This is a genomic window from Collinsella sp. HCP28S3_E9, from assembly GCF_052065455.1.
Taxonomy (GTDB): Bacteria; Actinomycetota; Coriobacteriia; order Coriobacteriales; family Coriobacteriaceae; genus Collinsella.
The window spans coordinates 64,628-86,149 of record NZ_JBQHTZ010000012.1 but is presented as its reverse complement, the minus strand read 5'-3'; the positions used below and the strand labels follow the sequence as shown (position 1 = coordinate 86,149).

Genomic DNA, 21,522 nt, shown 5'->3' with positions numbered 1-21,522 from the left:
GCGGCGCGGCTGCGCCTATGGCACTTCAACATCATTGTCGCAGCCCCGACCCGCGGTCACGAGCGGGGGCTCCTATCTTTTTAGTGCCCTCGGATTGGGTCATAGTGTCTGACGTTGCCAAAGCATCGGCGTCGCCTTGGTCCAGATGTGGCAGTTGAGGACGTTCCCTTTCTGCCGGCAGTTGGGGACAGTCCTAGTCGTTGGGGACGCTCTTAAACGACTAGTCATTCAGGAACGTCCCCAATGACTAGTCGTTTAAGTACGTCCCCAATGAGTATGTAGGGGAGCAGATTTTTCCGTTCGGCGATTTGTGGCTTGAAAAATGTATATAACGACTATAACGTAGTATGAAACATATTGGAAACAATACCGAGGAGGCTGCGTTGAAGAAAAGCAATCTGGGCTATGTGCTGGTGCTGATCGCCGCGCTTATGTGGGGCAGCATCGGAATCTTTGTAAACGGCATCTCGGCCATGGGTGTTTCGTCTCAGAGCATGGCGGCCTTTCGCTTGTTGGTCGGAGCGCTTATCTTGGCGCCGGTCCTGATGTTTATGGGCTGCCGCCCGGGTGAGGGGTCTACCGTGGCTCAGGGTCCGCTGACCCTGTTCAAGGCAAGCCCTAAAGAGCTTGTTCCCTGCGCGCTTGTCGGTATCGTCGGTTTGGCCGCCGCCAACACCTGCTATTACGAGTGCATGGGCGAGGTGGGCATGTCCACGGCCTCGGTGCTGCTCTACACCTCGCCGGTGTTTGGCGTCATGCTCGGCCGCGTGCTTTATCGCGAGGACGTGACCCCTAACAAGCTCGTTGCCATTGTCTTTAACATCGTTGGCTGCGTGCTTGCAGTGACCAATGGCGACCTTTCCGGTTTTCATTTTTCGGTTTGGGGCGTCACGTCGGGTGTGATTGCAGGCCTTTGTGGTGCGTCGCTCGCGGTGTTTAGCCGAATAGCAACCAAGACGGTCCACCCGCTGGCTGTCACGTTTTGGGGCTTTGTTTTTGGCGGTGCGGTTATGGCAGCTATCGCGGCTCCGTGGCCGGATGTCGCCGCGGCAATGTCGCCACAGCTGCTGCTGTTGTTCCTTGGCTTTGGACTCATCCCCACAGCCGTGGCTTACATCTTATATATGCAGGGTCTGTCCATGGGGCTCGAGACGTCGAAAGTTCCCGTCGTAATGTCATTCGAGACAGTTGTCACCGTACTGCTGGGCATTGGTGTCTACGCCGAGCCCGCCGGCGCGATCAAGGTCCTGGGCATCGTGCTGGTGCTCGCGTCCATCCTGATCATGAACACCGACTTCTCCAGGCTGCGCAACAGTGTGTTTGTCGGTCATGTCATTGAGAGCATGACCTTTAAGCCCAACGCGTGGTGGACGGAGAAATCGCAGGACATGGATCTGTTTAAGGAACGCACCGGCATCGCGCTGGAGCCCACCGTACAGGAAAGTCCCTGGTACTTCGTGCGATAGGGAATTGCGTGCGGCATCCGACCTGGGGTTATCCAGCCAGTGCCCGCCTACCCAGCCCCAACGTTTCGAGTACGTTAAACCCGTAAACGGTCGATTTTTAACCGCGAACGGTCTTTATACTAATTATCAATGTAAGTAGCGTATAAGACGTTATAATGACCATAACGAAAAGGAGGAGGCAAGATGAATCAGATCATTCTCGCATCTCATGGCGGCCTGGCCGCAGGCGCCAAAGACACGCTCGAGATGGTTCTCGGCGACGTGTCGAACGTCCACGTCGTGTCGCTTGCTCGTGACGACAAGGAGCCCATCACCAATAAGGTGGACGCCATGATCGCCACGTTCAACGCGGACGACACCGTCTATGTGCTGACCGATATGCTCGGCAGCTCGGTCAACAACAGCATGGTCGAGCTTTCCAAGAACGGCACGAAGTTCACGGTTGTCAGCGGTTTCAACATCCCGCTGGCGCTCACGCTCGCTATGAGCCCCGCCCCCGTCAAGGGCACCGAGCTCGCGGCCCTCATCAACGAGGCCCGCACTGGTCTGACCAACCCCAACGCACCGGTCGAGGCCGTCGCGGCTCCCGCCAAGAAGGCCAAGGCGTCCCATCACAGCTCCGGTCCCGCCAAGATCGTCCTCGCACGTCTTGACTACCGTCTGCTGCACGGTCAGGTCGTCTTTACCTGGACCACCAAGGTTCAGGCCGAGCGCATCATCGTCGTCGACAACGCTGCCGCCAACGATGACATCAAGAAGGGCGCTCTTAAGCTGGCCAAGCCCCAGGGCGTGCGCCTGAACGTCTTCACCGTCGAGCGCGCCCTCGCCAAGATGGACAAGCTCAACACCCTTGGCGAGCGCGTCATGTTCGTCTTTGGCAACACTGCCGAGATGCTGCAGTTCTGCCAGGGCTACAAGCTCGACGCCATCAACCTGGGCGCCACCGCCAACCACGACGGTGCCGATCAGGTCGGCGGCAAGGACAGCTCCGTCTTCTTCGACGCCACGCAGAAGGCCGACATCAACCAGCTGCTCGACATGGGCATCAAGCTCTATGTCCAGCAGACCCCCACGTATCAGAGCGTCGACATCGACGCCAAGCTGTAGTCAACCAGGCTTTTGCCTGACTGAAAGGAGAAGGGTATGAATACGTTCATCAGTGCGGTGCTCGTCGGCCTCGTCGGCGTGTTCTGCATGTGGGACTCCCGCCTGCTCGGTCGTCTTAACTTCGAGCAGCCCCTCGTTGGCGCTACGCTCGTCGGTCTGCTGCTGGGCGATGTGCCCACCGGCCTTGCCGTCGGTGCCGCCGTCGAGCTCGTGTCCATGGGCCTGGTGCAGGTCGGTGCTGCCGTTCCGCCCGATATGGTCCTGGGCGGCATCGTGGCCGCTGCCTTTGCGTGCCTGACCGATGCTTCCGCCGAGACCGCCATGACGATCGCCATCCCGGTCGCCGTCCTGGGTCAGCTCCTCGGCATCGTGTTCCGTTCCATCATCGCCGCCCTCACCCATGTGGCAGATAGCGCGATCGATAACGGAAAGTTCAAGACCGCCTACCGTATGCACATCTGCGTCGGCACTGGTCTGTACGCCGTCATGTACTTCCTGCCGATCTTCCTCGCCGTCTTTGTTGGCACCGACCTGGTTCAGGCCATCGTCAACATGGTTCCCGAGTGGCTGTCCACTGGTCTTAACGTTTCGACCAAGATCATGACCGCCTACGGCTTGGCCCTGCTGCTCACCATGATGATCAAGAAGGGTATGACTCCGTTCCTGTTCATCGGCTTCCTGCTCGCCGCTTACCTCAACCTGTCCGTCATCGCGGTCGCTCTGATCGGTGTGTGCCTGGCTGTCGTCTTCATGGGCTTCAAGTTCAACGGTTCCCATGCAGCCGCCGGTGTCGATTCCGACTACGATCCGCTCGAAGACGACGAAGACTAAGGAGGAACACACTATGGCAACCGCAACCAAGGACGTGTCCCTGAACAAGAAGGTCAGCCAGTTCTTCTGGCGCTCCTGGGCCATCCAGGCCTCTTGGAACTACGAGCGTCAGATGAACATGGGCTTCCTCTATGGCATGGTTCCCACGCTCGATCGCCTCTATCCGGATGAGTCCGACCCCAAGCAGCTCGCTGCCAAGAAAGAGGCTTACCACCGTCACATGGCGTTCTACAACTGCACTCCGCAGACGAGCGCTTTCGTCCTGGGCCTCGCCGCCTCCATGGAGGAGGAGTACGCCAAGGATCCCGAGAACTTCGATCCCGATTCGATCAACGCGGTCAAGACCTCCCTCATGGGCCCGCTTTCCGGTATTGGTGACTCCTTCTTCCAGGGCACCATCCGCGTTATCGCCTTTGGTCTGGGCGTTCAGCTGGCTCAGCAGGGCTCCATCATGGGCCCGATCCTGGCCATGCTCATCTCCATCGTGCCTTCCGTGCTGATCACGTGGTTCGCAGCCAAGATGGGCTATCAGGGCGGCCACGAGTACCTGAGCAAGCTTCAGGGCGGCGACCTCATGGAGAAGCTCATGTATGTCTGCGGCATCGTGGGTCTTATGTCCGTGGGCGGCATGATCGCTACGCTGATCGGCGCCACCACCCCGCTGCAGTTCGCTGACGGCACCGTCGTGATCCAGGACATCCTGGACGGCATGATGCCCCAGATGATTTCCCTTGGCCTCACCGGCCTTATGTACTGGCTCATCAAGAAGAACGTCAACACCGGTTGGCTTCTTGTGATCGCCATCGTGGGCGGCATCGCCCTCTCCGCGGCCGGCATCCTGGCCTAGTCGCGCCCAAGCGTCTAACCGCTTTCCCCGGGGAGCCTGCCTGGCATCCCATACCCCAGGCAGGCTCCCATCCCTAAATGTGTCAAAGGGACAGTCCCTATGTCACATCTTCAATGGGCCGGCGACTCGGTCCAAATCACGGTAATCCTGCGCACGTCCGGCAAAGTGGCGCCGCAAAAATCGAAAGGAATGTGTCAGATGTACGAGATCGACCTTAACCTCCCTAAGCAGATCGTCGCTGATGTCCTGTCCAACCACGAGATCCACAGCGTCGCCTTCGTTGGCTGCGGCGCTTCCATGTCCGACCTTTACCCCGCCAAGTACTTCCTGGCCAACAACACGGACAAGCTGAACGTTCAGATCTTCACCGCAAACGAGTTCAACTACGACACGCCTTCCTGGGTCAACGAGCACACCTTCGTGATCACCTGCTCCCTCGGTGGCTCCACGCCCGAGACCGTCGAGGCCAACAAGACCGCCAAGAAGCACAACTGCCCGGTCGTCTCCCTCACCAACAAGGCCGGCTCCGCTCTGACCGTCGACGCCGACCACGTCATCATCCACGGCTTCCACGCCAACTACGCTGCCAAGTGCGAGAAGCCCGGCTATGCCATCGCTCTTGCTCTCGAGATCCTTCAGCAGACCGAGGGCTATGACCACTACGAGGACATGATCACCGGCCTCACCAACGTCTTCGACCTCTGCGAGAACGCCGCTCAGTCTGCCAAGGGTCTTGCCAAGCAGTTCGCTCAGGACTTCAAGGACGACAAGATGATCTACTTCATGGCTTCCGGTGCCTCCGAGAAGATGGCTTATTCTCACGCCGCCTTCCTGTTCACCGAGATGCAGTGGATCGACGCCGCCGCCTACAACACCGGCGAGTACTTCCACGGCCCGTTCGAGGTTTCCACCGAGGGTAAGCCCTACGTCTTCTTCATGTCCGATGGCGCTACCCGTCCGATGGACGCCCGCGCCCTCACCTTCCTTAAGCGCATGGGCGCCAAGGTCGCTCTGATCGACTCCAAGGACTACGGCCTGGCTGACGCCGTGCCCGCGAGTGTCGTCACCTACTTCAACCCGCTGCTGCACCTCGCCGTGATGCGCGAGTACGGCAACCAGATTGCCGAGGCCCGTCAGCACCCGCTGACCATGCGTCGCTACATGTGGAAGCTTTCCTACTAATCACAAGTAAGTAGACCTTACGGGTTGATTGAGAGGGGATGGGGTTTTCGCCCCGTCCCCTTTTTTGCTTTGGGGGCGTGTTTGTCGCGCCGCAAACCCCAGATAAAACCTACCAAAATAAACCTGTCCCTTTTTGGCAGGTGGAAGGAGATGCGTATGATCAAGGCAGTGCTGTTTGACATGGACGGCGTGCTGGTCGATACCGAGTGGTTCTACAACCGTCGCCGCGTGGCGTTTATGGAAGAGAAGGGGTTCCACTTTGACGAGATCCCCGACCTTTCGGGGTCTAACGAGCCGGCCATTTGGAAGGCGCTGGTGCCCGACGATGTTGAGCTGCGTGAGCGCCTGCGCGTGGAGTACAAGCAGGTCTACAGCCCGCACCACCCCGTTCCGTATGCCGAGCTTCTCAACGAGCAGACGGAGCCGGTGATGCGTGAGCTGCATGAGCGCGGCGTGAAGTGTGCCATCGCGAGCTCGTCCTATCGCGAGCTGATCGACGAGCTGGTGGAGATTGCCGGCATCGCCGACGTGCTGGACTACACCATCAGCGGTCACGAGTGCAGTGCGTTTAAGCCCGACCCCGAGATCTACCAGCGTGCCATGGAGGCGCTGGGGGTGGAGCCTTCCGAGTGCCTGGTTATCGAGGATTCGCCTCTGGGCATCGAGGCTGGCAAGCGCTCTGGCGCCCGCGTCCTGGCGCTGCGTCCGCACGAGGGCGTCAACCTGGACCAGTCTGCCGCCGACGTTGTCATCGACAATCTGTGTGACATCCTACCTGCCATTTAGGGACAGGTTTATTTTGGCAGGTTTTATCTGGGCAAATGCCGAATTCGCCGTGAAGGGATCGCTCTCTTCACGGCGTTTTTCTTTTGAGCGGCCTCACGGTCCTTCTGATGGTTGTCGAGAGAGGGTGAATTGAGGCGCCCCCGCACGCTCCATGCTACAATCGCGGGCATGCCCCACAACTATATCTGCCTTCGAAAGGAGCCTGCGTGGCGGATGCCATCGATCAGCTCACGGACCGCGTGCTCGTACTCGGCCGCCTCACCATCGTCCGCCGTGCCATTACTGCCGTGGCAGTCACGGTCTCTGCCGTTCTCCAGACATTTCTGATCCAGGCGTTCATTCGGCCCGCTGACCTGCTTCCGAGTGGTCTTACCGGCGTCGCGGTCCTTCTCGATCGCGTTACCTCGCTAGGCGGCGTTCACATCGACATCTCGCTCGGTATGCTCGCACTCAACATCCCCGTGGCGCTCCTATGCTGGAGCGGCATTAGCAAGCGCTTCGTCATCTTCTCGATGATGCAGGTCGTGCTCTCGTCGCTGTTCCTCAACGTTTTTCACTTCGCTCCATTTTTGGGCGACAAGATCATGCTCATCATTTTTGGCGGCGTGGTCTCGGGCCTGGGTGCTGCCATCGCGCTTAAGTCCGGCGCATCCACCGGCGGCACCGACTTTATCGCGCTGTGGGTTTCCAACCACACGGGCAAGACCATCTGGGGCGTCATCTTTGGCTTTAACTGCTTTATCCTGGCAATCTTTGGTTTTATGTTTGGCTGGGACAAGGCGGCGTATTCCATTGTGTTCCAGTTTATTTCGACCAAGACCATCGACAGTTTCTATCATCGCTACGATCGTGTGACGCTGCAGATCACGACGCGTAAGGCAGACGAGGTCATGACTGCCTACGTAAACCATTTTCAGCACGGCATTAGCTGCGCCGAGGTCGTCGGCGGATACAGCCGCGAGAAGATGTACCTGCTGCACACCGTTGTCTCGACCTACGAGAGCCAGGACATTATCAGGCTGGTATGCGAGGTTGATCCCGGCGCCGTGATCAACGTGTTCCACACGCTCAACTTTGTGGGCGGTTGGTGGGGTGGTCATGTCGACGAACCCATGCCCACGGCCGTTCCCGATCCCGACAAGCCCGCACGCATGGCCAGCAGGCAGGTGCGCCTCAGCGAACAGGACAGCTTGCAGCAGGACGACGGCAAGTAAGGTATTTGGCATTTTGCCGGCTCTGCTCAATCCTGTCCCTTTTTGGTAGGGAGGGTGTATCGTTTTATCGTTATGAGGTAACATAAAAATAGACGTTATATACGTATTTGTTATTCCGATATTTCGATAAGAGTGATTAGATATGCCTGCACCCAAAAATGCGCCGCTGTACCAGCAGATTTACGACGAAATCAAGGATTCGATCGAGAAGGGTGTTTATGCACCCAAGGAGCGTATCCCGTCCGAGCTTGAGCTTGCCGAGCAGTACGAGGTGAGCCGTATTACGGTGCGCCGCGCCGTAGAGGAGCTGTGTTCCGATGGCTATCTGGTTAAACAGCAAGGCCGTGGCACGTTTGTCTCCACGCCGCACATCAACCGCCAGTTTCATGCCTCGATGCTGCAGACGTTTACCGCGCTGTGTGCCGACAATGGCATGAAGGCCGGCGCGCATGTAATCGATCGCCAGATCGTTCCGGCGCGCCAAAACGAGATGGAGTTCTTTGGCCTGCAGAAGGATGCGCTGCTGCTGCATATCAAGCGCGTGCGTACGGCCGACGGCGAGCCCATCTTTGAGGAGAACATCTTTGTGCCCTTTGACGCCTACCGTGAGCTGTTGACGGCCGATCTTGAGGACAAGTCGATTTTTGCCGAGGTCGAGCGTGTTGGTGGAACGCCGATTGCCTCGGTTGGCTACCGCACGGTCGAGGCCGTTCGCGCCAATGCCGAGCAGGCGGCCGAGCTGGGCATCGCTCCGCACGATCCGCTGCTCAACCTGCGTGCCGGCTTTACCGGTCCCAATGGCGAGCCGGTTTTGCTCGGCAAGCAGTACTACGTGGGCAGCCGCTACGTCATGGTCATATAAGTTACGCGGTTTTACCAAACCGTGTAACGGCTTGACGCTACGCCTTTGGTTCCGCCGTTCTAACGAACGGCGGACCGGTCGACGCTGCAAACGCCCCTAAGCGGCAATCTGACGTTCAATCGTCGGTCGCGTACAAAAGTACGCTTCCCTCCTCTTTCACGTCACCTTGCTCGCTTAGGGGCGTTTTCGCTGACTTATGCTCAACCAGCGACGTTTCCGCGCTTGTCAAGAATGTCCCCAATGACTACCCACCGTTTTTGGCCTGTGTACGGGTTCAAAGTGGGAGATTATCCACGCTCGTTCCCATCGGATTACATTGCCCGTGGCCGGCAGCCGTGCGGCACCGGTCCGCGTGGCGGCGTATAATCGGCGGCAGATGACTTGGACGTTAGGAAACCATGACCGATAGCATGCAGCAGATGGCGCTCGATACGCTCGGCGCCTATTTTGGCTACACCTCGTTTCGCCCGGGGCAGGACCGCATGGTCGATGCGATCCTTGCCGGCCGCGATGCGCTGGGCGTTATGCCCACGGGCGCCGGCAAGTCCATTTGCTACCAGGTGCCCGCGCTCATGCTGCCCGGTATCACCTTTGTGGTGAGTCCGCTGCTGTCGCTTATGGAGGATCAGACCCGTGCATTGCTCGCGGCGGGTGCGCGACCCAGCTATCTCAACTCCAGTCTTACTCCGGCCCAGCAAAACACCGTGCTCAAGCGGGCGCGCGAGGGCCGCTACCAGCTTATGTACGTGGCGCCCGAGCGTCTGCTCGAGCCGCGCTTTTTAGCTTTTGCGCGGGAGGCCGCGGCCGCCGCCGGCATTGGCGTGCCGCTCGTGGCCATTGACGAGGCCCACTGCGTAAGCCAGTGGGGCCAGGATTTCCGTCCCGCCTACCTGCAGATTCGCGAGTTCATCGATTCCCTGCCGCAGCGCCCCATCGTGGCGGCCTTTACCGCTACGGCGACCGAGCGCGTGCGCGCGGACATTCAGCAGATGCTCGGCCTGCAAAACCCCGCGACGGTGGTGACGGGCTTCGATCGCAAGAACCTCTACTTTGGCTGCGAGGAGATGGGCGACAAGGCCAAGGCCGCGTGGGTGCGCGACTATGTGATCGCACATTCGAGTGAAAGCGGCATCGTGTATTGCTCGACTCGCAAGACCGTCGATGCGCTGGCAAGCGGGCTTGCCGAGGCGCTGGGCTCCCGCGGCATTCGCGTTGGCCGCTACCATGCCGGCATGGGCAACGACGCCCGCCGGCAAAGCCAGCGCGCCTTTATCGACGACGATATCCAGGTAATGGTTGCCACCAACGCCTTTGGCATGGGTATCGACAAGCCCAACGTGCGCTACGTGATTCACAACAACGTGCCCGAGAGCATCGAGGCGTACTACCAGGAGGCGGGCCGCGCCGGCCGCGATGGCGACCCAGCCAGCTGCCATTTGCTGTGGAACGGCAATGATTTTCGCATGCGTCGCTTTTTGATCGACCGCGGTGATGCTGCCGACGAGGCGCTCGATGACGAGCAACGCGCGTGGGCGCTCCAGAATCGATACCGCCTGCTCAGCCAGATGGAGGGCTACTGCAATACCACCGGCTGCCTGCGCGAATACATACTGCGCTACTTTGGCGACGAGGCTGCGGCCGAGCATACCGCCGCAGCCGGTGCTAGCGGTGCCGCCACGGACGACGCCGTGGGCTGCGGCAACTGCAGCAACTGCCTCACGCAGTTCGAGGTCGAGGACGTCACCGATATGGCCCGCGCCGCCGTGCGCTATGTGGCTACGCGTCCCATGCGTTTTGGCAAGTCGCTGATCGCCGACGTGCTCCACGGCGGCAACACCGAGCGCATTCGCCAGATGCATCTGGACGAGGACCGCGGCTACGGTGAGCTGTCGAGCGAATCGGTCGGGCGCATCAAGGACATCATCGGGCAGCTGTGCGGCCGCGGTTATTTGGCAACCTCACAGGGACAGTACCCGGTCGTGGGGCTGGGCCCGCGTGCCGGCGAGGTCGAGGACGAGGCGTTTGCCTTTACCGTTAAGCGTCGTGCATCCAAGCGCAAGGCCTCGGCCCGCGCCCGCCGTGCGGTGGATCTGCTGCGCGAGGAGGCCGAGCTGGATCAGCGCCCGCGCGTGGGCGACGATGCCGAGCTGTTCGAGCGCTTGCGGGCACTCCGCAAGGAGATTTCGATCGAGCTGGAGATGGCGCCGTACATGGTCTTCTCCGATAAGGCCCTGCGCGGTCTGTGCCGCCTGCGCCCTCAGACGCGCGACGAGCTTATCCGGGTCAACGGCATTGGCGAGAAAAAAGCCGACGCCTTTGGCGAGCAGTTTATGGCGGCGATTGAAGAGTTTGAATCCGAGCATGCACGGGATGGAGCGTAACGATGGCAGCCGATAGCAGGACCGACCGTACTGACGTGTCCGCCGTGCCGCTGTACCAGCAGGTTATGGACGACCTAAAGGGCGAGATCGCGCGCGGCGTGTACGCTGCCGGCTCGCGCATTCCTTCCGAGATGGAGCTCGCGAAGTCCTACGGCGTGGGGCGCATTACCGTGCGTCGCGCCATTGAGGAGTTGTCGCGCGCGGGATATCTCAACCGTCAGCAGGGGAGGGGCACGTTTGTGTGTGCGCCCAAGCTCAAGCGCAAGATTGTCCAGAAAGGCGACGTCCAGAGTTTTACCGAGGCCTGCGCTGCCAACGACATGGCGGCCGGAGCGCGCCTGGTATCGCGCACGGTGGTTGCGGCGACGCGCAAGGACGCGGCGTTTTTTGGCGTGGAACCCGGCTGCGAGCTCATCGTGGTCGAGCGCGTGCGCACGGCCGATGGCGTGCCCGTCATGCTCGAGAACAACGCCTTTGTGCTGGCCGACCATCCCTATCTGCAGCAGCTTGCCGACGAGGACCTCGCCGACAATTCGATTTTTGCGCTTGTTGCCGTGCATTCGGGCCGCGCACCGCTCAAGTCCGATCCCTGTACCGTGGAGATCGCGCTCGCCGATGCTCAGACGGCCCCGCTGTTGGAGGTGCCGGTCGGCGAGCCGCTCTTTTATATGGAGGCGTACTTTACCGATGCGGACGAGCGGCCCTTGCTGCTCGGGCGCCAAAAGATCGTGGGGTCGCGCTACGTGTTCGACATCTAACGTCCATAGATAGAACAATGCAGAACAAGTTTGGTGAAATGAATTCACCTGCGACAGCTTGCGTGCTATAAATAGGACAACATAGAACGACCGCAGGTACGAGCTTTCGTCGCTCAAAGCCGCCACACAGGGAGGAACGTCACCGTGAACGCACACGATCTGGTTCAGGAAATTATCGAGCGCAAGGGTAAGATCGAGAATGTCTTTTGGATCGCCTGCGGCGGTTCGATGATTGACCTTATGCCGGCCAATGAGCTGCTCAAGCGCGAGGCAACCACGTTTACCTCGACGGTCTACACGGCGCGCGAGTTTTGCCTTATGGCCCCCAAGAGCCTAGGGCCGAAGTCACTCGTCATCGCCTGTAGCCACAGCGGTAACACGCAAGAGGTCGTCGACGGCTGCGAGATGGCGCTGGCCGCCGGTGCCGAGGTCGTGACTATGACTGACTACGCGGGCTCCAAGATCGATAACGGCAAGTGGACCACCTGGGTTTACCCGTGGGGCAAGGGCGAGTCGCAGGCCGAAGTTCCGCAGGGCATCGGCGCTCTGATCGCCGCCGAGCTGCTCGACCAGCAGGAGGGCTACGAGGCGCTCGCCGACATGTACGCAGGCCTTAAGCAGATGGACACACTGCTGCCCGCTGCCCGCGAGAAGGTCAACGCCGAGCTGGGCGATCGCTTTGCCGAGCTCTGCCAGCAGCACAAGTTCTTCTATATCCTGGGCTCCGGCCCCAACTTTAGCCAGACCTACGCCATGGCCATCTGCTCGCTCATGGAGATGCAGTGGCAGCACTGCTGCTACATCCACTCCGGCGAGTATTTCCACGGTCCCTTCGAGGCTACCGAGCCCGGCGTCTTCTACTTTGTGCAGCTTGGCGCTGGCGAGTGCCGCCCCATGGAGGAGCGCGCACTGGCATTTCTCAACACGCACACCGATACAGTCATGGTGCTCGATGCGCTTGAGTACGGCGTGGGCGAGGTGCCTGCCAGCGTGCGTTCGTACCTGGAGCCGATCTTCTTCTATGCGATGAGCTGTGAGCTGCGCGCCGCCCGCGGCAAGGTATTTGACCACAGCCCCGAGGTTCGCCGCTACATGGGCGTCGAGCGGTACTAGGTAACGGGGAACGCGATTTTCATGACGGGGCCTTCGCCAAGCGCGGGCCCCGTTTGCGTCACGGCGCCCCTTTCTGTTTGTCGAAAAACGAAGTCAAATACTTTTCTCGAGAAGTGAACGACCTATTTTTGACCCCCGAAGCATCGACATTTTTTGACGCCAAAACAGCAGGAAAATCTTAATGAAACTGCAGGAAATGGTCCCCACAAAGTGCCGATGCTTCGGGGGCTCGTTTTTGCTCGTTCACTTTTCGGGAAAAGTATTAGACCTAAATCTGCAAGCGTGTCGCGTGAGTCAAAAAGCGGGCCGCGCCGGGGGGTTTCCGGTGCGGCCCGCTTTACATTGTGTCCGTATGAGTGAGTTGTCGCATCAACCGGCGGACTACTTGGCGTCGTAGGCCTCGGCGTCCCACCAGTCGAGCTGGGCGATGTTGTCGCGAATATGCTGACAGCTCTTGTGGAAGCCCTCGAGCTCGTGCTCGGAAAGGTCGAGCGTGTAGACCTCCTCGACGCCCTCGGCGCCGATCACGCACGGCAGGGAGGTAAAGATGCCCTCCTCGCCATACTGGCCGGTCATAAGCGTAGAGGCCGAAAGCACGGCGTGCTCGTTGTGCAGCACGGCGGCGCAGACGCGCGCGGCGGAGTTGGCAACGGCGTACTCGGTGCACTGCTTGCCGGCGTAAGTCACATAACCGCCCTTACGTGCGAGCTCCTCGACTTCCATGTGGTCGAAGGCGTACTTGTCGGGGTTCTCGGCCTGAAGCTCGTTGAGGCTCTTGCCGGCGATGGTTGCGGCCTTAAAGGCGGCCAGCTGGCTAAAGCCATGCTCGCCGATCATGTAGGCGTCGATGGACTTGGGGCTCACCCCGACCTTCTTGGAGATCTCGGTGCGCAGGCGGGCAGAGTCCAGGCCACAGCCCGAGCCGATGATCTTCTTGGGATCGTAGCCGGTCAGGTGCCACAGCTCGGTGCACACGACGTCGCAGGGGTTGGAGATGCTCACGAAGATGCCGTCGAAGCCGGCATCGACGATGCGCTTGGCAAAGGTGCGGGCGGCGTCGGTGGTAAAGAACAGCTCGCCGTCGCGGTTGCCGGCGGCCAGTGCGACCTTGCCGGCGGCGTTGACGATGACGTCGCAGCAGGCCAGCTCCTCGTAGTGGTCGTAGCAGTTGACGATCTTGGTGTTGTACGGGACAAACGAAAGGGAGTCGCGCAGGTCTTGGACCTCGGACGTCACCTTTGCCTCGTTGATATCGCAGAGGTACAGCTCATCGGCAATGCCCTGCATGAGCAGGCTGTTGGCGACATGTGCTCCTACGTGGCCCTGGCCGACCACACCGATCTTACGCGTCTGGTACATATTCATATCCTTTCGGCCGAGTTTTTCGCATCGAACCATTGTAGCGTCCTGCTGCCACTTTGCTAGGCTAAAGCGCCGTAGATTTTTGGGACATGCCTTAATCTCTACTTTTGGAGTGATTTGGGCCGCTGACGGTGTCTCGGGGCGATGCACTCGCGCGGATGGGGCCGCTCGTTGTACCATAGCTGCAACTGACTCGTAAGGAGCATCCATGCCCATTCGCATCCCCGACGCCCTCCCTGCCGCCGCGCAGCTCGAGAGCGAGAACATCTTTGTCATGACCGAGTACCGCGCGCTGCACCAGGACATCCGTCCGCTGCGCGTGCTCATCCTCAACCTCATGCCAACCAAGATCGCCACCGAGACGCAGATCATGCGCAAGCTCTCCAACACGCCGCTGCAGGTAGAGGTGGACCTGCTACGCACCAAGACGCACGAGGCCACGCACGTGAGTGCCGGCCACCTGGAGACGTTCTACCGTACGTTCGACGACATCCGCGATATCCACTACGACGGCCTGATCATCACGGGCGCGCCGGTGGAGCAGATGCCGTTCGAGGAGGTCGACTACTGGCCCGAGCTCTGCCAGATCATGGATTGGTCCACCACGCACGTGCACTCTACGCTGCATATTTGCTGGGGTGCACAGGCAGGGCTCTACCATCATTACGGTATCCAGAAGTGCGACCTGCCGGCCAAGGCGAGCGGCGTGTTTGAGCATTATCTGGTGAAGCCGCAAAGCCCGCTGGTCCGCGGCTTTGACGACCGCTTCTATGCCGTGCATTCACGCAATACCGATGTGCGCCGCGAGGACGTGGAGGCCGAGCCGCAGCTTGAGGTCGTGGCCGTATCAGACGAGGTGGGCCTGTACATCGTCAAGTCGACCGACAGTCGCCGCTTCTTTGTCTTTGGCCATCCCGAGTACGATACCGACACGCTGCGCCTGGAGTACGAGCGCGACGTGAAGCGCGGGCTCAACCCCCAGGTGCCGGCGCATTACTTCCCAGGTGACGACCCCACCGCCGAGCCGCGCAACGTCTGGCGCAGCCAGGCCCAGCTGCTCTACACCAACTGGCTCAACTACTACGTCTACCAGACCACGCCCTACGACCTGGCCCGCGCCGGCGAGGAGCACTAGGCTACGGCTGCGGTTGCGGTTGTGGCTGCGGCTGCGGCGTGACGGGCGTGGATTTTCGGATGCCCATCTTGCGGGTGCGATACAACGGCGGTTAGGCGCTGATGATGTGGGGTAGCGGCAGGTCGTGGGTGTCGGTGGGAACGTGGTCGACACGCTGCTCGTCAAAGGCGATGCCGATGATTTGGCATGCGGGCGAGAGCGTGGGCAGGTAGCGGTCGTAGCAGCCGCCGCCGTAGCCCAGGCGCGCGCCGGTGTGATCGAAGGCTACGAGCGGCACGACGATCATATCGAGCGCCTCGGCAGGCACGATAGGAAAGCGGCTGCTGTCGACGTCCGTGGCTGCGAAGGCCCGCGTAGGGCGGGCGATAAACGGGGCCTCGGACGCATCGCCGGCAGCAACTGCCCGCATGCACATGCGCTGGCCACAAGCCACGGTGTCAGCTGCCGAGAACATGCACGGATAGGCCACGCGCCAGCCGTGTTTTGCGGCCGCTGCGGCAAACGCGGCAGGATCTGCCTCGGAGCCCATGGCGGCATAGACGGCAACGGTGCGCGGGGCCACGGGACCCGAGCCGCCCAGCAACTCAACGAGCCGCGCGCATACAGCAGCAGACTTTGCCGCCCGCATATCCAAATCTAGAGCGTCGCGCCGGGCAATTACCGCCCGCCGCAACTCGGCCTTATCCATCCCGGCCCCTCTCTCAAACCTGCCAAAAAGGGACAGGTTTATTTTGGTAGGTTTTATCTGGTCAAATGACGAAACCACCACGCAAACCATCGCAAGGGGAGCAGTTCATGGACACCTTCGTGGGTTTTGACGAAGAGTGGGTGTTCGCGGCGGTGTGTCTCGATCTGTAACAGTAACTCGGCAAAATCGGGCCTAGATGTTACAGATTTAGACAAAGGGCCGGCGTCATCCGAAAACGTCTCGATTTGTAACATCTGGAGCCAATATTCCCGCCTAGATGTTACAGATTTAGACAAACTGGTGTGACGGGCTGAGCTGCCCCGCCCAAGCAGCGGCAAAAGAAAAGGTAGATTTTCAGGCATGTCCCAAAAATCTACCTTTGCTGTGCGTTAGCCCAGCAGGTCGATGACGTTGAAGCCGGCGTTGCTCTTGGCGATGACGTCTCGGCCGCCAAAGACGCAGGTGGGCGAGACGGCTGCGATGCGCGTCACGTCGGCGCCGAGCGAGCGCAGCTCACCGGGCGTGGCGGCGAGCATCTGGGCGCGGCGCTCCTCGCGTGCATGCGGATCGAGTCCGGCCAAGTAGGTCGTGTTGCGGCGTTTGGTGAGCGCGTACGGCTTCACCGGCGCGTCCATGCCGCTCACGCAGCTCACGATAAAGCCCTCAAAGGCGGCCACGTCGGGCTCAAAACTGCCGAGCCATTCGCCTGCGCGCGCCACGCGCTCAATCGAGGGGTCGATTGCCGGGTCGCGGTAGGTGTAGAACGCCGCCTGACGCTCACCTGCCGCGCGGAATCCGCAGCCGTACGCCCCGCCCTTCACGCGGATCTCATTCCACAGGTAGTCGTAGGAGAGCGCGTTGGCGGCAACCGCCCAGGCGCCCGTCACGTCAATGCCCAGGCGACGCGGGTCGCATGCGCTTGCCGCAAAGCAGATGTCGCTGGGGATGACAAAAGCCTCGTGGCGGTCACACGGCGTCGGCACCACGAGCGCGTCGCGGCCGGCAACAGCACCGTCGCCCGCGCCCAACCCCAGGTCGCCCGCGGCGGCCCAGTACGCGTCAAAGTCCTCATCGCTGCCGGTAAAGCTCGCCAGACAGCCATCGGACACAAAGATGCGGCCTGCCAGCTCGGCAAGCTTGGCGCGCAGGTCGTCCAGGCGCTCGTCAAAGTGGTCGAGCAGATCGCGCAGGAACAGGTAGAAGTCCACGCCCGAAAGCTGCTCGCGCACCACGGCCGAAGGCGAGCTGTAGCTCATCGCGCGACCGAGCGCCGCCGAGTGTCCGTTGTTAATAAAGCCCTGCTCAAGCCCAATGCGAATCTGCGTGAGCACGTCGCGCACGCGGTCGGCTTCGGCATCGAGCAACAGCGTGCTCGACCACACCTCGCGCGGCAGGCTCGCCAGCGCATCAATCTTCTCGGACAGGGCGCCGGCGCTCACCAGCAGGTAGGGGCGCACGCCGTCCACGTCGGGCTGGGTCATGACCTCGGTCGTAAAGCTCAAAAAGCCCAGCCTGCCAGCGATGAGGTTGTCGAGCTCCTCGGCCGAGTGTTCGCTCGTGGGTAGCTGTTTGAGCAGGCGGCAGAGAAGGGTCACATAGGGCAGGTCTTCAAACGCGACGCAGCTCAGGTCGAAATACTGCATGGCGTAGGCCAAGCGGTTGGTGGGGATGCCGTGGCGCAGGCAGGGGATGGGCGCGGTCGTGTTCACGACCAGCGGCGGCTCGGGGCGCGCCTCGCCAATGTCGGACACGCGCAGGCGTGGCAGCGTGGCCTTGGCCTCGGGCGCGTCATCCGCCTCCTGCGCGGCGCGCAGCGCAGCCGTGCGCTCGACCACATCGGCCAGCTCGGCATCGGTCATGGTATCGCGCTTGGCTGCCAGCTCGGCGGCCTCGGCACTCTCCGCACCCTCGGCGGCATCCACCGGCACCAGCTCGACCAGCGCCATGTGGTCATTCTCCAGCACCAGCTCGCGCAGCAGGTCCTCAAAATAGCTGCCGTCCAGCTCGCCGCGCAGCTCCTCGTACACCGGGCCGTACTTGAGCGCCAGCGTCGCGGCGTCGTCATCGTAGAGCCAGGTGCTCAGCGCGTCGCACGCAATGGCCACGCCGTCGGCGATACCGTAGTCGCGCTGGCGCAGGTCGTATTCGTTGCTGCTGATGATGGCCTCCAGGCGCTCGCGCGGAACGCCGTGCTCGCACAGGTCGCGGCAGGCGTCCTGGAACACGCGGCGCAGCTCGCGCGCCACGCCGGGCTGAGCGTTTTGCAGCATGATGAGCTCGTAGGGCTGCAGGCTCTCGGCCGCGGTGTAGCTCACCACGTTGCCGCCCAGGCCGGCGGCCAGAATGGCCTTCTTAGCCGGCGCCTCATTGGAACCCAGCAGTGCCTCGAACAGGATGTCCGCCGCGATCGTGCGCTTGCGGTCGAGCGCGCTGCCCAGCACAAGACCCAGGCCCACCAGGGCATTCTCGGGTGTGGTGGCCATCTCGACGCGCTTGTACTCGCAGGTCACGGGCGCCTGCACGACCAGCGGATTGGGCGCCAGCGTGGACGGGTCCTCGCCGGCGGCGACGGCTGCGTCCATGCGGCGGCTCGCGGCACTCGGCTGCGACAGATAGCGCTCGTCCAAAAAGGCCAGTGCACGGTCCACGTCCAGGTCGCCGTAGAGCGTGATGTAGGAGTTGGAAGGATTGTAGTGGCGCGCGTGCGTGTCCAGGAACTGCTCGTAGGTGAGCGCAGGGATCGCGCGTGGGTCGCCGCCGCTCTCGTGCGCATAGGCGGTGTCGGGATGAAGCGCGGCGTTGACGGCGTCGTCCAGCACGCTCATGGGGTCGGACAGCGCGCCCTTCATCTCATTGAAAACCACGCCGTTATAGCGTAGCGTGCCCTCGCGCAGGCTTGCGGAACTGCCGTTACCCTCGCCCTCGGCGCCCTCCGGCAGGTCCAGCTCGTAGTGCCAGCCCTCCTGCTCAAAAATGGTGGGCTTGGTATAGATGGCCGGGTTGAACACCGCGTCCAGGTACACGTCCATCAGGTTGTACAGATCCTGCTCGTTGGTGGTGGCGACGGGGTAGATGGTCTTGTCGGGGTAGGTCATGGCGTTGAGGAACGTCTGCATGGAGCTCTTGATCAGGTCGACGAACGGCTCCTTGACGGGAAACTTGGCCGATCCGCACAGCACCGAGTGCTCGAGGATATGGAACACGCCGGTGGAATCAGCCGGCGGCGTCTTAAAGCCAATGGCAAAAGCCTTGTTTTCGTCGTCGCACGCCAGGTACAGCAGGCGAGCGCCCGAGGCGGTGTGGCGCAGCACGTAGGCGTCCGAGTCGAGCTCGGGCACGGTCTCGCAGCGCTCGACGGCAAAACCGTGGCAGGCGGTGCCAGGCACCAGCAGCGCGGCGGCAGCGGTGCGCGGGTCGGTTGAGGTGGTGGGCATATGCAGTCTCCTTTGACGCCCCAGCGGGGGCGAATCGAGTCGAATCCTCGTGAGTATACCCATATGGGGCCGCGGCTCTGCGGCGAACTGGAGACGATGCCGGCGGAATGGACAAAGGCCCTGCGTGACCGCCGCGCGATCGTGGATATTCGGACACACGAGCGCGGATTTTCGGACCGTCCAATAATTCTCACTCACGTAGCGGCAACCAAGATAAGGCGGCCAGCGCCGGCTTGATGAATAGTGCCGAAAGACGTCCTATGCCTGCGCGTCCGCGTGTCCATCCATCAGGAACAGCCTAAGAACCAGCTTGATGGCATATCCCGGTTTGATTTCTGCCGCGTCAAAGACGTGGCGCTCGGCGAGCTCGCTGCAGTATGCGTAGATGTCGCGGATAAGGTCCGCGCCCGAAAGCGTAAACATGTAGCCCGCGTCCGAAAGCGCATTGGGCGCGGCGGGCAACTTGGCCATGTGGCAGAACGTTTGCAGGTCGGGCGCCATAACATTCTGGTAGTCGAGGTGGCCGCTGGCATCCTGTGCGGCAAGCTCCAATTGGCGCACAAAATCCAGCGCCGCCGCTAACACAAAGCTCGGCGTAGGCGCATTGACGTCCTGAGTGGTCGCCACAAGCCTGCCCGCCGCCTGCGTGACAAGCCAAGCGACCTCGCGCTGGCAACGCACGGCCTTGCGCGTCACCGGCTTGATGGACGAAGAAGAAACGCTTCCCTTAGGCGGATTCGAAGCAGCCATAAGACCCTCCCATGAACAATCCGGCCCAATAAGCCCGGATGAAACACGTGCTACATCAGTATACAGGGGAGTGGGATGGCGGGGTATGAGCGCGACAGCGGCAAACCGAGAGCATCAACGATGTGCCGATCGCGGAATGAGATCTCGTAATAATTGACTCTCGGCCATATTATTGAGGGGCATGACTCGCGTTCGTATGGTTGTAGGTGCTGGCGATGAACGACATTGACCTTGCTGTTCCGTTGATGGATGGACCAAGCTATGACCGTGCCTGCAGTCTCGTGCCTTCCGAATACGTTGAGGCATGGGAGTGGTTTCTGGGTGAGGAACAGCGCGGCGGCGTTTGGACCAGCCTTCCGCACCGCACCAAGGAAGATAGCCCTCAGTATCAGTATCGTTTGAGAATTGGCGCGGACTTCTTTCCCGTAACGCGGGATTCAGGGATCTTCTGGCCGGGCCAGGATCGGGTGAAGCAAGATCCCAATAAGATCTTTGCGCTTTCGGTCCATAACTCTAAAAAGAGCTTCTACACCGATGTTCCTCCGCTCTATTTGGATGACGGTACGTGGGTCATTAAGTATTCGGTTCAAGCGCCAGGTGTCGTTGGTTCTCGAGACCAGAATTACAACCGTAAAATGCTCAACTGCATGGAATATGGCGTTCCAGTTGGAGTCATATTTGCAACCGAGGTGGGCTATAAGGTGCTCGGCCTTGCGTTTGTTGAACGGTTTGAGCCCGAAAACGGCTGGTTTGTTCTGCATGGTCCCGTTCATAAAGGTGGACCGGACCCTCGTTTTGCGTCCGACATGAGCTATCTGAAGCACATGTCAGCCGACATTGAGTTTGCCGGACAGAGTGCGACCGATGACGAAAAAGCTCGCTATGCGTTGAGACGCGAGCGATTGGGGCAGCAATGGTTCCGCAAGCAGCTCATTGCCGCCTATGATGGTCGCTGCGCGGTGTCGGGTTGTGGGGTTAACGAGGCACTGGAGGCTGCACATATCGAGAATTACTCGGGACCCAAATCGCAGGTTGCCAGCAACGGCATTCTGCTTCGGCGCGACTTTCATGCTCTATTCGATGCTCATCTGATTTCGTTTGAGCCTGTTTGCGGCGAATATCGGCTGTGCGGATCGTACCTGCTGGATAAGACCGACTACGCTTCCTTTGCAGGTGCGACGCTAAGGCAGCCGAATGAGCGTCAGTGGCGACCCAATGCGGTGTTTCTTGAGGCCCATCGCATTGAGTTCGATCGCTCGGAAAAGAAGCGTGAAAAGGCGGGGCTTCTGCCGTATTAGCGTATTTGGCTTTGGCGGTCTTTTACGATCGTGTTGTTTGATCGGATCGCGTGGCGATGCAATCTCGTGCACGCCCGCCGGTGCATGCTCTTCCTGATTTGGATAGCGAGAGAGGAGCGCGTGTGAGCTGGCGAGGCGATATTGCGATGGGGAAGTACGGAAAACTGCCGTGTGCCCTTATAGACAACAATATGTTTCCGGGCGTAGAGGTTGATTGCGGGTCGTTTGCCGTCGCCTGTCCTTATTGCGGCTCACAAATATCGTGTCTCGATATTCGGTTCATCGATGCGCGCGACAGACTCAGCGAC

17 protein-coding genes are annotated in these 21,522 nt (G+C 60.7%); 13 read left to right on the top strand and 4 right to left on the bottom strand.

What is annotated here, in order from left to right; all coding sequences use genetic code 11:
• Positions 1 to 383 precede the first annotated feature (383 nt).
• The 11 genes from ACTNA2_RS07135 to ACTNA2_RS07085 all read left to right on the top strand — a co-directional run bounded on the left by ACTNA2_RS07135 (position 384) and on the right by ACTNA2_RS07085 (position 12,547).
• Entirely contained in the window at positions 384 to 1,466 is a 1,083-nt protein-coding gene (locus ACTNA2_RS07135; RefSeq protein ID WP_441049008.1) for a DMT family transporter, read from the top strand.
• 183 nt (positions 1,467 to 1,649) lie between these two features.
• Positions 1,650 to 2,573: a PTS mannose/fructose/sorbose transporter subunit IIAB gene (locus tag ACTNA2_RS07130; protein ID WP_441049007.1), complete on the top strand. Its 924-nt coding sequence runs from the start codon at positions 1,650 to 1,652 to the stop codon at positions 2,571 to 2,573.
• Between the two features lie 36 nt (positions 2,574 to 2,609).
• The gene (locus tag ACTNA2_RS07125) at positions 2,610 to 3,404 is read left to right on the top strand and encodes a PTS mannose/fructose/sorbose/N-acetylgalactosamine transporter subunit IIC (RefSeq protein WP_154518546.1); all 795 of its coding nucleotides are present in this window, start codon (positions 2,610 to 2,612) and stop codon (positions 3,402 to 3,404) included.
• A 13-nt stretch (positions 3,405 to 3,417) separates the two neighbouring features.
• Positions 3,418 to 4,251: a PTS system mannose/fructose/sorbose family transporter subunit IID gene (locus ACTNA2_RS07120; protein WP_117855153.1), complete on the top strand. Its 834-nt coding sequence runs from the start codon at positions 3,418 to 3,420 to the stop codon at positions 4,249 to 4,251.
• A gap of 198 nt (positions 4,252 to 4,449) precedes the next feature.
• Positions 4,450 to 5,433, top strand: a complete 984-nt coding sequence (locus ACTNA2_RS07115; RefSeq protein ID WP_441049006.1) for an SIS domain-containing protein — start codon at positions 4,450 to 4,452, stop codon at positions 5,431 to 5,433.
• A gap of 156 nt (positions 5,434 to 5,589) precedes the next feature.
• Positions 5,590 to 6,219, top strand: coding sequence for an HAD family hydrolase (locus tag ACTNA2_RS07110; RefSeq protein WP_441015582.1), 630 nt, complete (start codon positions 5,590 to 5,592; stop codon positions 6,217 to 6,219).
• Positions 6,220 to 6,425: 206 nt separating this feature from the next.
• The gene (locus ACTNA2_RS07105) at positions 6,426 to 7,433 is read left to right on the top strand and encodes a YitT family protein (RefSeq protein WP_441049005.1); all 1,008 of its coding nucleotides are present in this window, start codon (positions 6,426 to 6,428) and stop codon (positions 7,431 to 7,433) included.
• A 142-nt stretch (positions 7,434 to 7,575) separates the two neighbouring features.
• Positions 7,576 to 8,295, top strand: a complete 720-nt coding sequence (locus tag ACTNA2_RS07100; protein WP_427719478.1) for a GntR family transcriptional regulator — start codon at positions 7,576 to 7,578, stop codon at positions 8,293 to 8,295.
• Positions 8,296 to 8,693: 398 nt separating this feature from the next.
• On the top strand, positions 8,694 to 10,676 hold the full coding sequence (locus ACTNA2_RS07095) for a RecQ family ATP-dependent DNA helicase (protein WP_441049004.1): 1,983 nt from the start codon (positions 8,694 to 8,696) through the stop codon (positions 10,674 to 10,676).
• Between the two features lie 2 nt (positions 10,677 to 10,678).
• Positions 10,679 to 11,434: a GntR family transcriptional regulator gene (locus tag ACTNA2_RS07090; RefSeq protein WP_441049003.1), complete on the top strand. Its 756-nt coding sequence runs from the start codon at positions 10,679 to 10,681 to the stop codon at positions 11,432 to 11,434.
• A 144-nt stretch (positions 11,435 to 11,578) separates the two neighbouring features.
• Positions 11,579 to 12,547: an SIS domain-containing protein gene (locus ACTNA2_RS07085; RefSeq protein ID WP_427793944.1), complete on the top strand. Its 969-nt coding sequence runs from the start codon at positions 11,579 to 11,581 to the stop codon at positions 12,545 to 12,547.
• Positions 12,548 to 12,928: 381 nt separating this feature from the next.
• On the opposite strand, the gene ACTNA2_RS07080 is transcribed toward ACTNA2_RS07085, so the two are convergent.
• Positions 12,929 to 13,906, bottom strand: coding sequence for an L-lactate dehydrogenase (locus tag ACTNA2_RS07080; protein ID WP_152067319.1), 978 nt, complete (start codon positions 13,904 to 13,906; stop codon positions 12,929 to 12,931).
• A 211-nt stretch (positions 13,907 to 14,117) separates the two neighbouring features.
• On the opposite strand from ACTNA2_RS07080, the gene metA reads away from it, so the two are divergent.
• Positions 14,118 to 15,044: a homoserine O-acetyltransferase MetA gene (gene metA, locus ACTNA2_RS07075; protein WP_427719472.1), complete on the top strand. Its 927-nt coding sequence runs from the start codon at positions 14,118 to 14,120 to the stop codon at positions 15,042 to 15,044.
• A gap of 91 nt (positions 15,045 to 15,135) precedes the next feature.
• On the opposite strand, the gene ACTNA2_RS07070 is transcribed toward metA, so the two are convergent.
• From ACTNA2_RS07070 to ACTNA2_RS07060, 3 genes are all read right to left on the bottom strand, one after another.
• Complete coding sequence (locus ACTNA2_RS07070) at positions 15,136 to 15,732, bottom strand: 5-formyltetrahydrofolate cyclo-ligase (protein WP_441049002.1); 597 nt, start codon at positions 15,730 to 15,732, stop codon at positions 15,136 to 15,138.
• 389 nt (positions 15,733 to 16,121) lie between these two features.
• Positions 16,122 to 19,166: an insulinase family protein gene (locus ACTNA2_RS07065; protein ID WP_441049001.1), complete on the bottom strand. Its 3,045-nt coding sequence runs from the start codon at positions 19,164 to 19,166 to the stop codon at positions 16,122 to 16,124.
• Positions 19,167 to 19,424: 258 nt separating this feature from the next.
• Positions 19,425 to 19,916: a hypothetical protein gene (locus ACTNA2_RS07060; protein WP_441049000.1), complete on the bottom strand. Its 492-nt coding sequence runs from the start codon at positions 19,914 to 19,916 to the stop codon at positions 19,425 to 19,427.
• A 215-nt stretch (positions 19,917 to 20,131) separates the two neighbouring features.
• Here ACTNA2_RS07060 and ACTNA2_RS07055 point away from each other — a divergent pair, with 215 nt between their 5' ends.
• A complete protein-coding gene (locus ACTNA2_RS07055) occupies positions 20,132 to 21,214 on the top strand; it encodes an HNH endonuclease (protein WP_441038653.1) in 1,083 nt (360 codons plus the stop codon).
• Positions 21,215 to 21,522: the final 308 nt, after the last annotated feature.

Excerpts from the sequence above, each read along its gene's own strand:
- ACTNA2_RS07055 (WP_441038653.1), top strand. The coding sequence starts at position 20,132 with ATGAACGACATTGACCTTGCTGTTCCGTTGATGGATGGACCAAGCTAT.
- ACTNA2_RS07095 (WP_441049004.1), top strand. The coding sequence starts at position 8,694 with ATGACCGATAGCATGCAGCAGATGGCGCTCGATACGCTCGGCGCCTAT.
- ACTNA2_RS07060 (WP_441049000.1), bottom strand. The coding sequence starts at position 19,916 with ATGGCTGCTTCGAATCCGCCTAAGGGAAGCGTTTCTTCTTCGTCCATC.
- ACTNA2_RS07070 (WP_441049002.1), bottom strand. The coding sequence starts at position 15,732 with ATGGATAAGGCCGAGTTGCGGCGGGCGGTAATTGCCCGGCGCGACGCT.
- metA (WP_427719472.1), top strand. The coding sequence starts at position 14,118 with ATGCCCATTCGCATCCCCGACGCCCTCCCTGCCGCCGCGCAGCTCGAG.
- ACTNA2_RS07080 (WP_152067319.1), bottom strand. The coding sequence starts at position 13,906 with ATGTACCAGACGCGTAAGATCGGTGTGGTCGGCCAGGGCCACGTAGGA.
- ACTNA2_RS07090 (WP_441049003.1), top strand. The coding sequence starts at position 10,679 with ATGGCAGCCGATAGCAGGACCGACCGTACTGACGTGTCCGCCGTGCCG.
- ACTNA2_RS07130 (WP_441049007.1), top strand. The coding sequence starts at position 1,650 with ATGAATCAGATCATTCTCGCATCTCATGGCGGCCTGGCCGCAGGCGCC.
- ACTNA2_RS07120 (WP_117855153.1), top strand. The coding sequence starts at position 3,418 with ATGGCAACCGCAACCAAGGACGTGTCCCTGAACAAGAAGGTCAGCCAG.
- ACTNA2_RS07110 (WP_441015582.1), top strand. The coding sequence starts at position 5,590 with ATGATCAAGGCAGTGCTGTTTGACATGGACGGCGTGCTGGTCGATACC.
- ACTNA2_RS07100 (WP_427719478.1), top strand. The coding sequence starts at position 7,576 with ATGCCTGCACCCAAAAATGCGCCGCTGTACCAGCAGATTTACGACGAA.
- ACTNA2_RS07065 (WP_441049001.1), bottom strand. The coding sequence starts at position 19,166 with ATGCCCACCACCTCAACCGACCCGCGCACCGCTGCCGCCGCGCTGCTG.
- ACTNA2_RS07125 (WP_154518546.1), top strand. The coding sequence starts at position 2,610 with ATGAATACGTTCATCAGTGCGGTGCTCGTCGGCCTCGTCGGCGTGTTC.
- ACTNA2_RS07115 (WP_441049006.1), top strand. The coding sequence starts at position 4,450 with ATGTACGAGATCGACCTTAACCTCCCTAAGCAGATCGTCGCTGATGTC.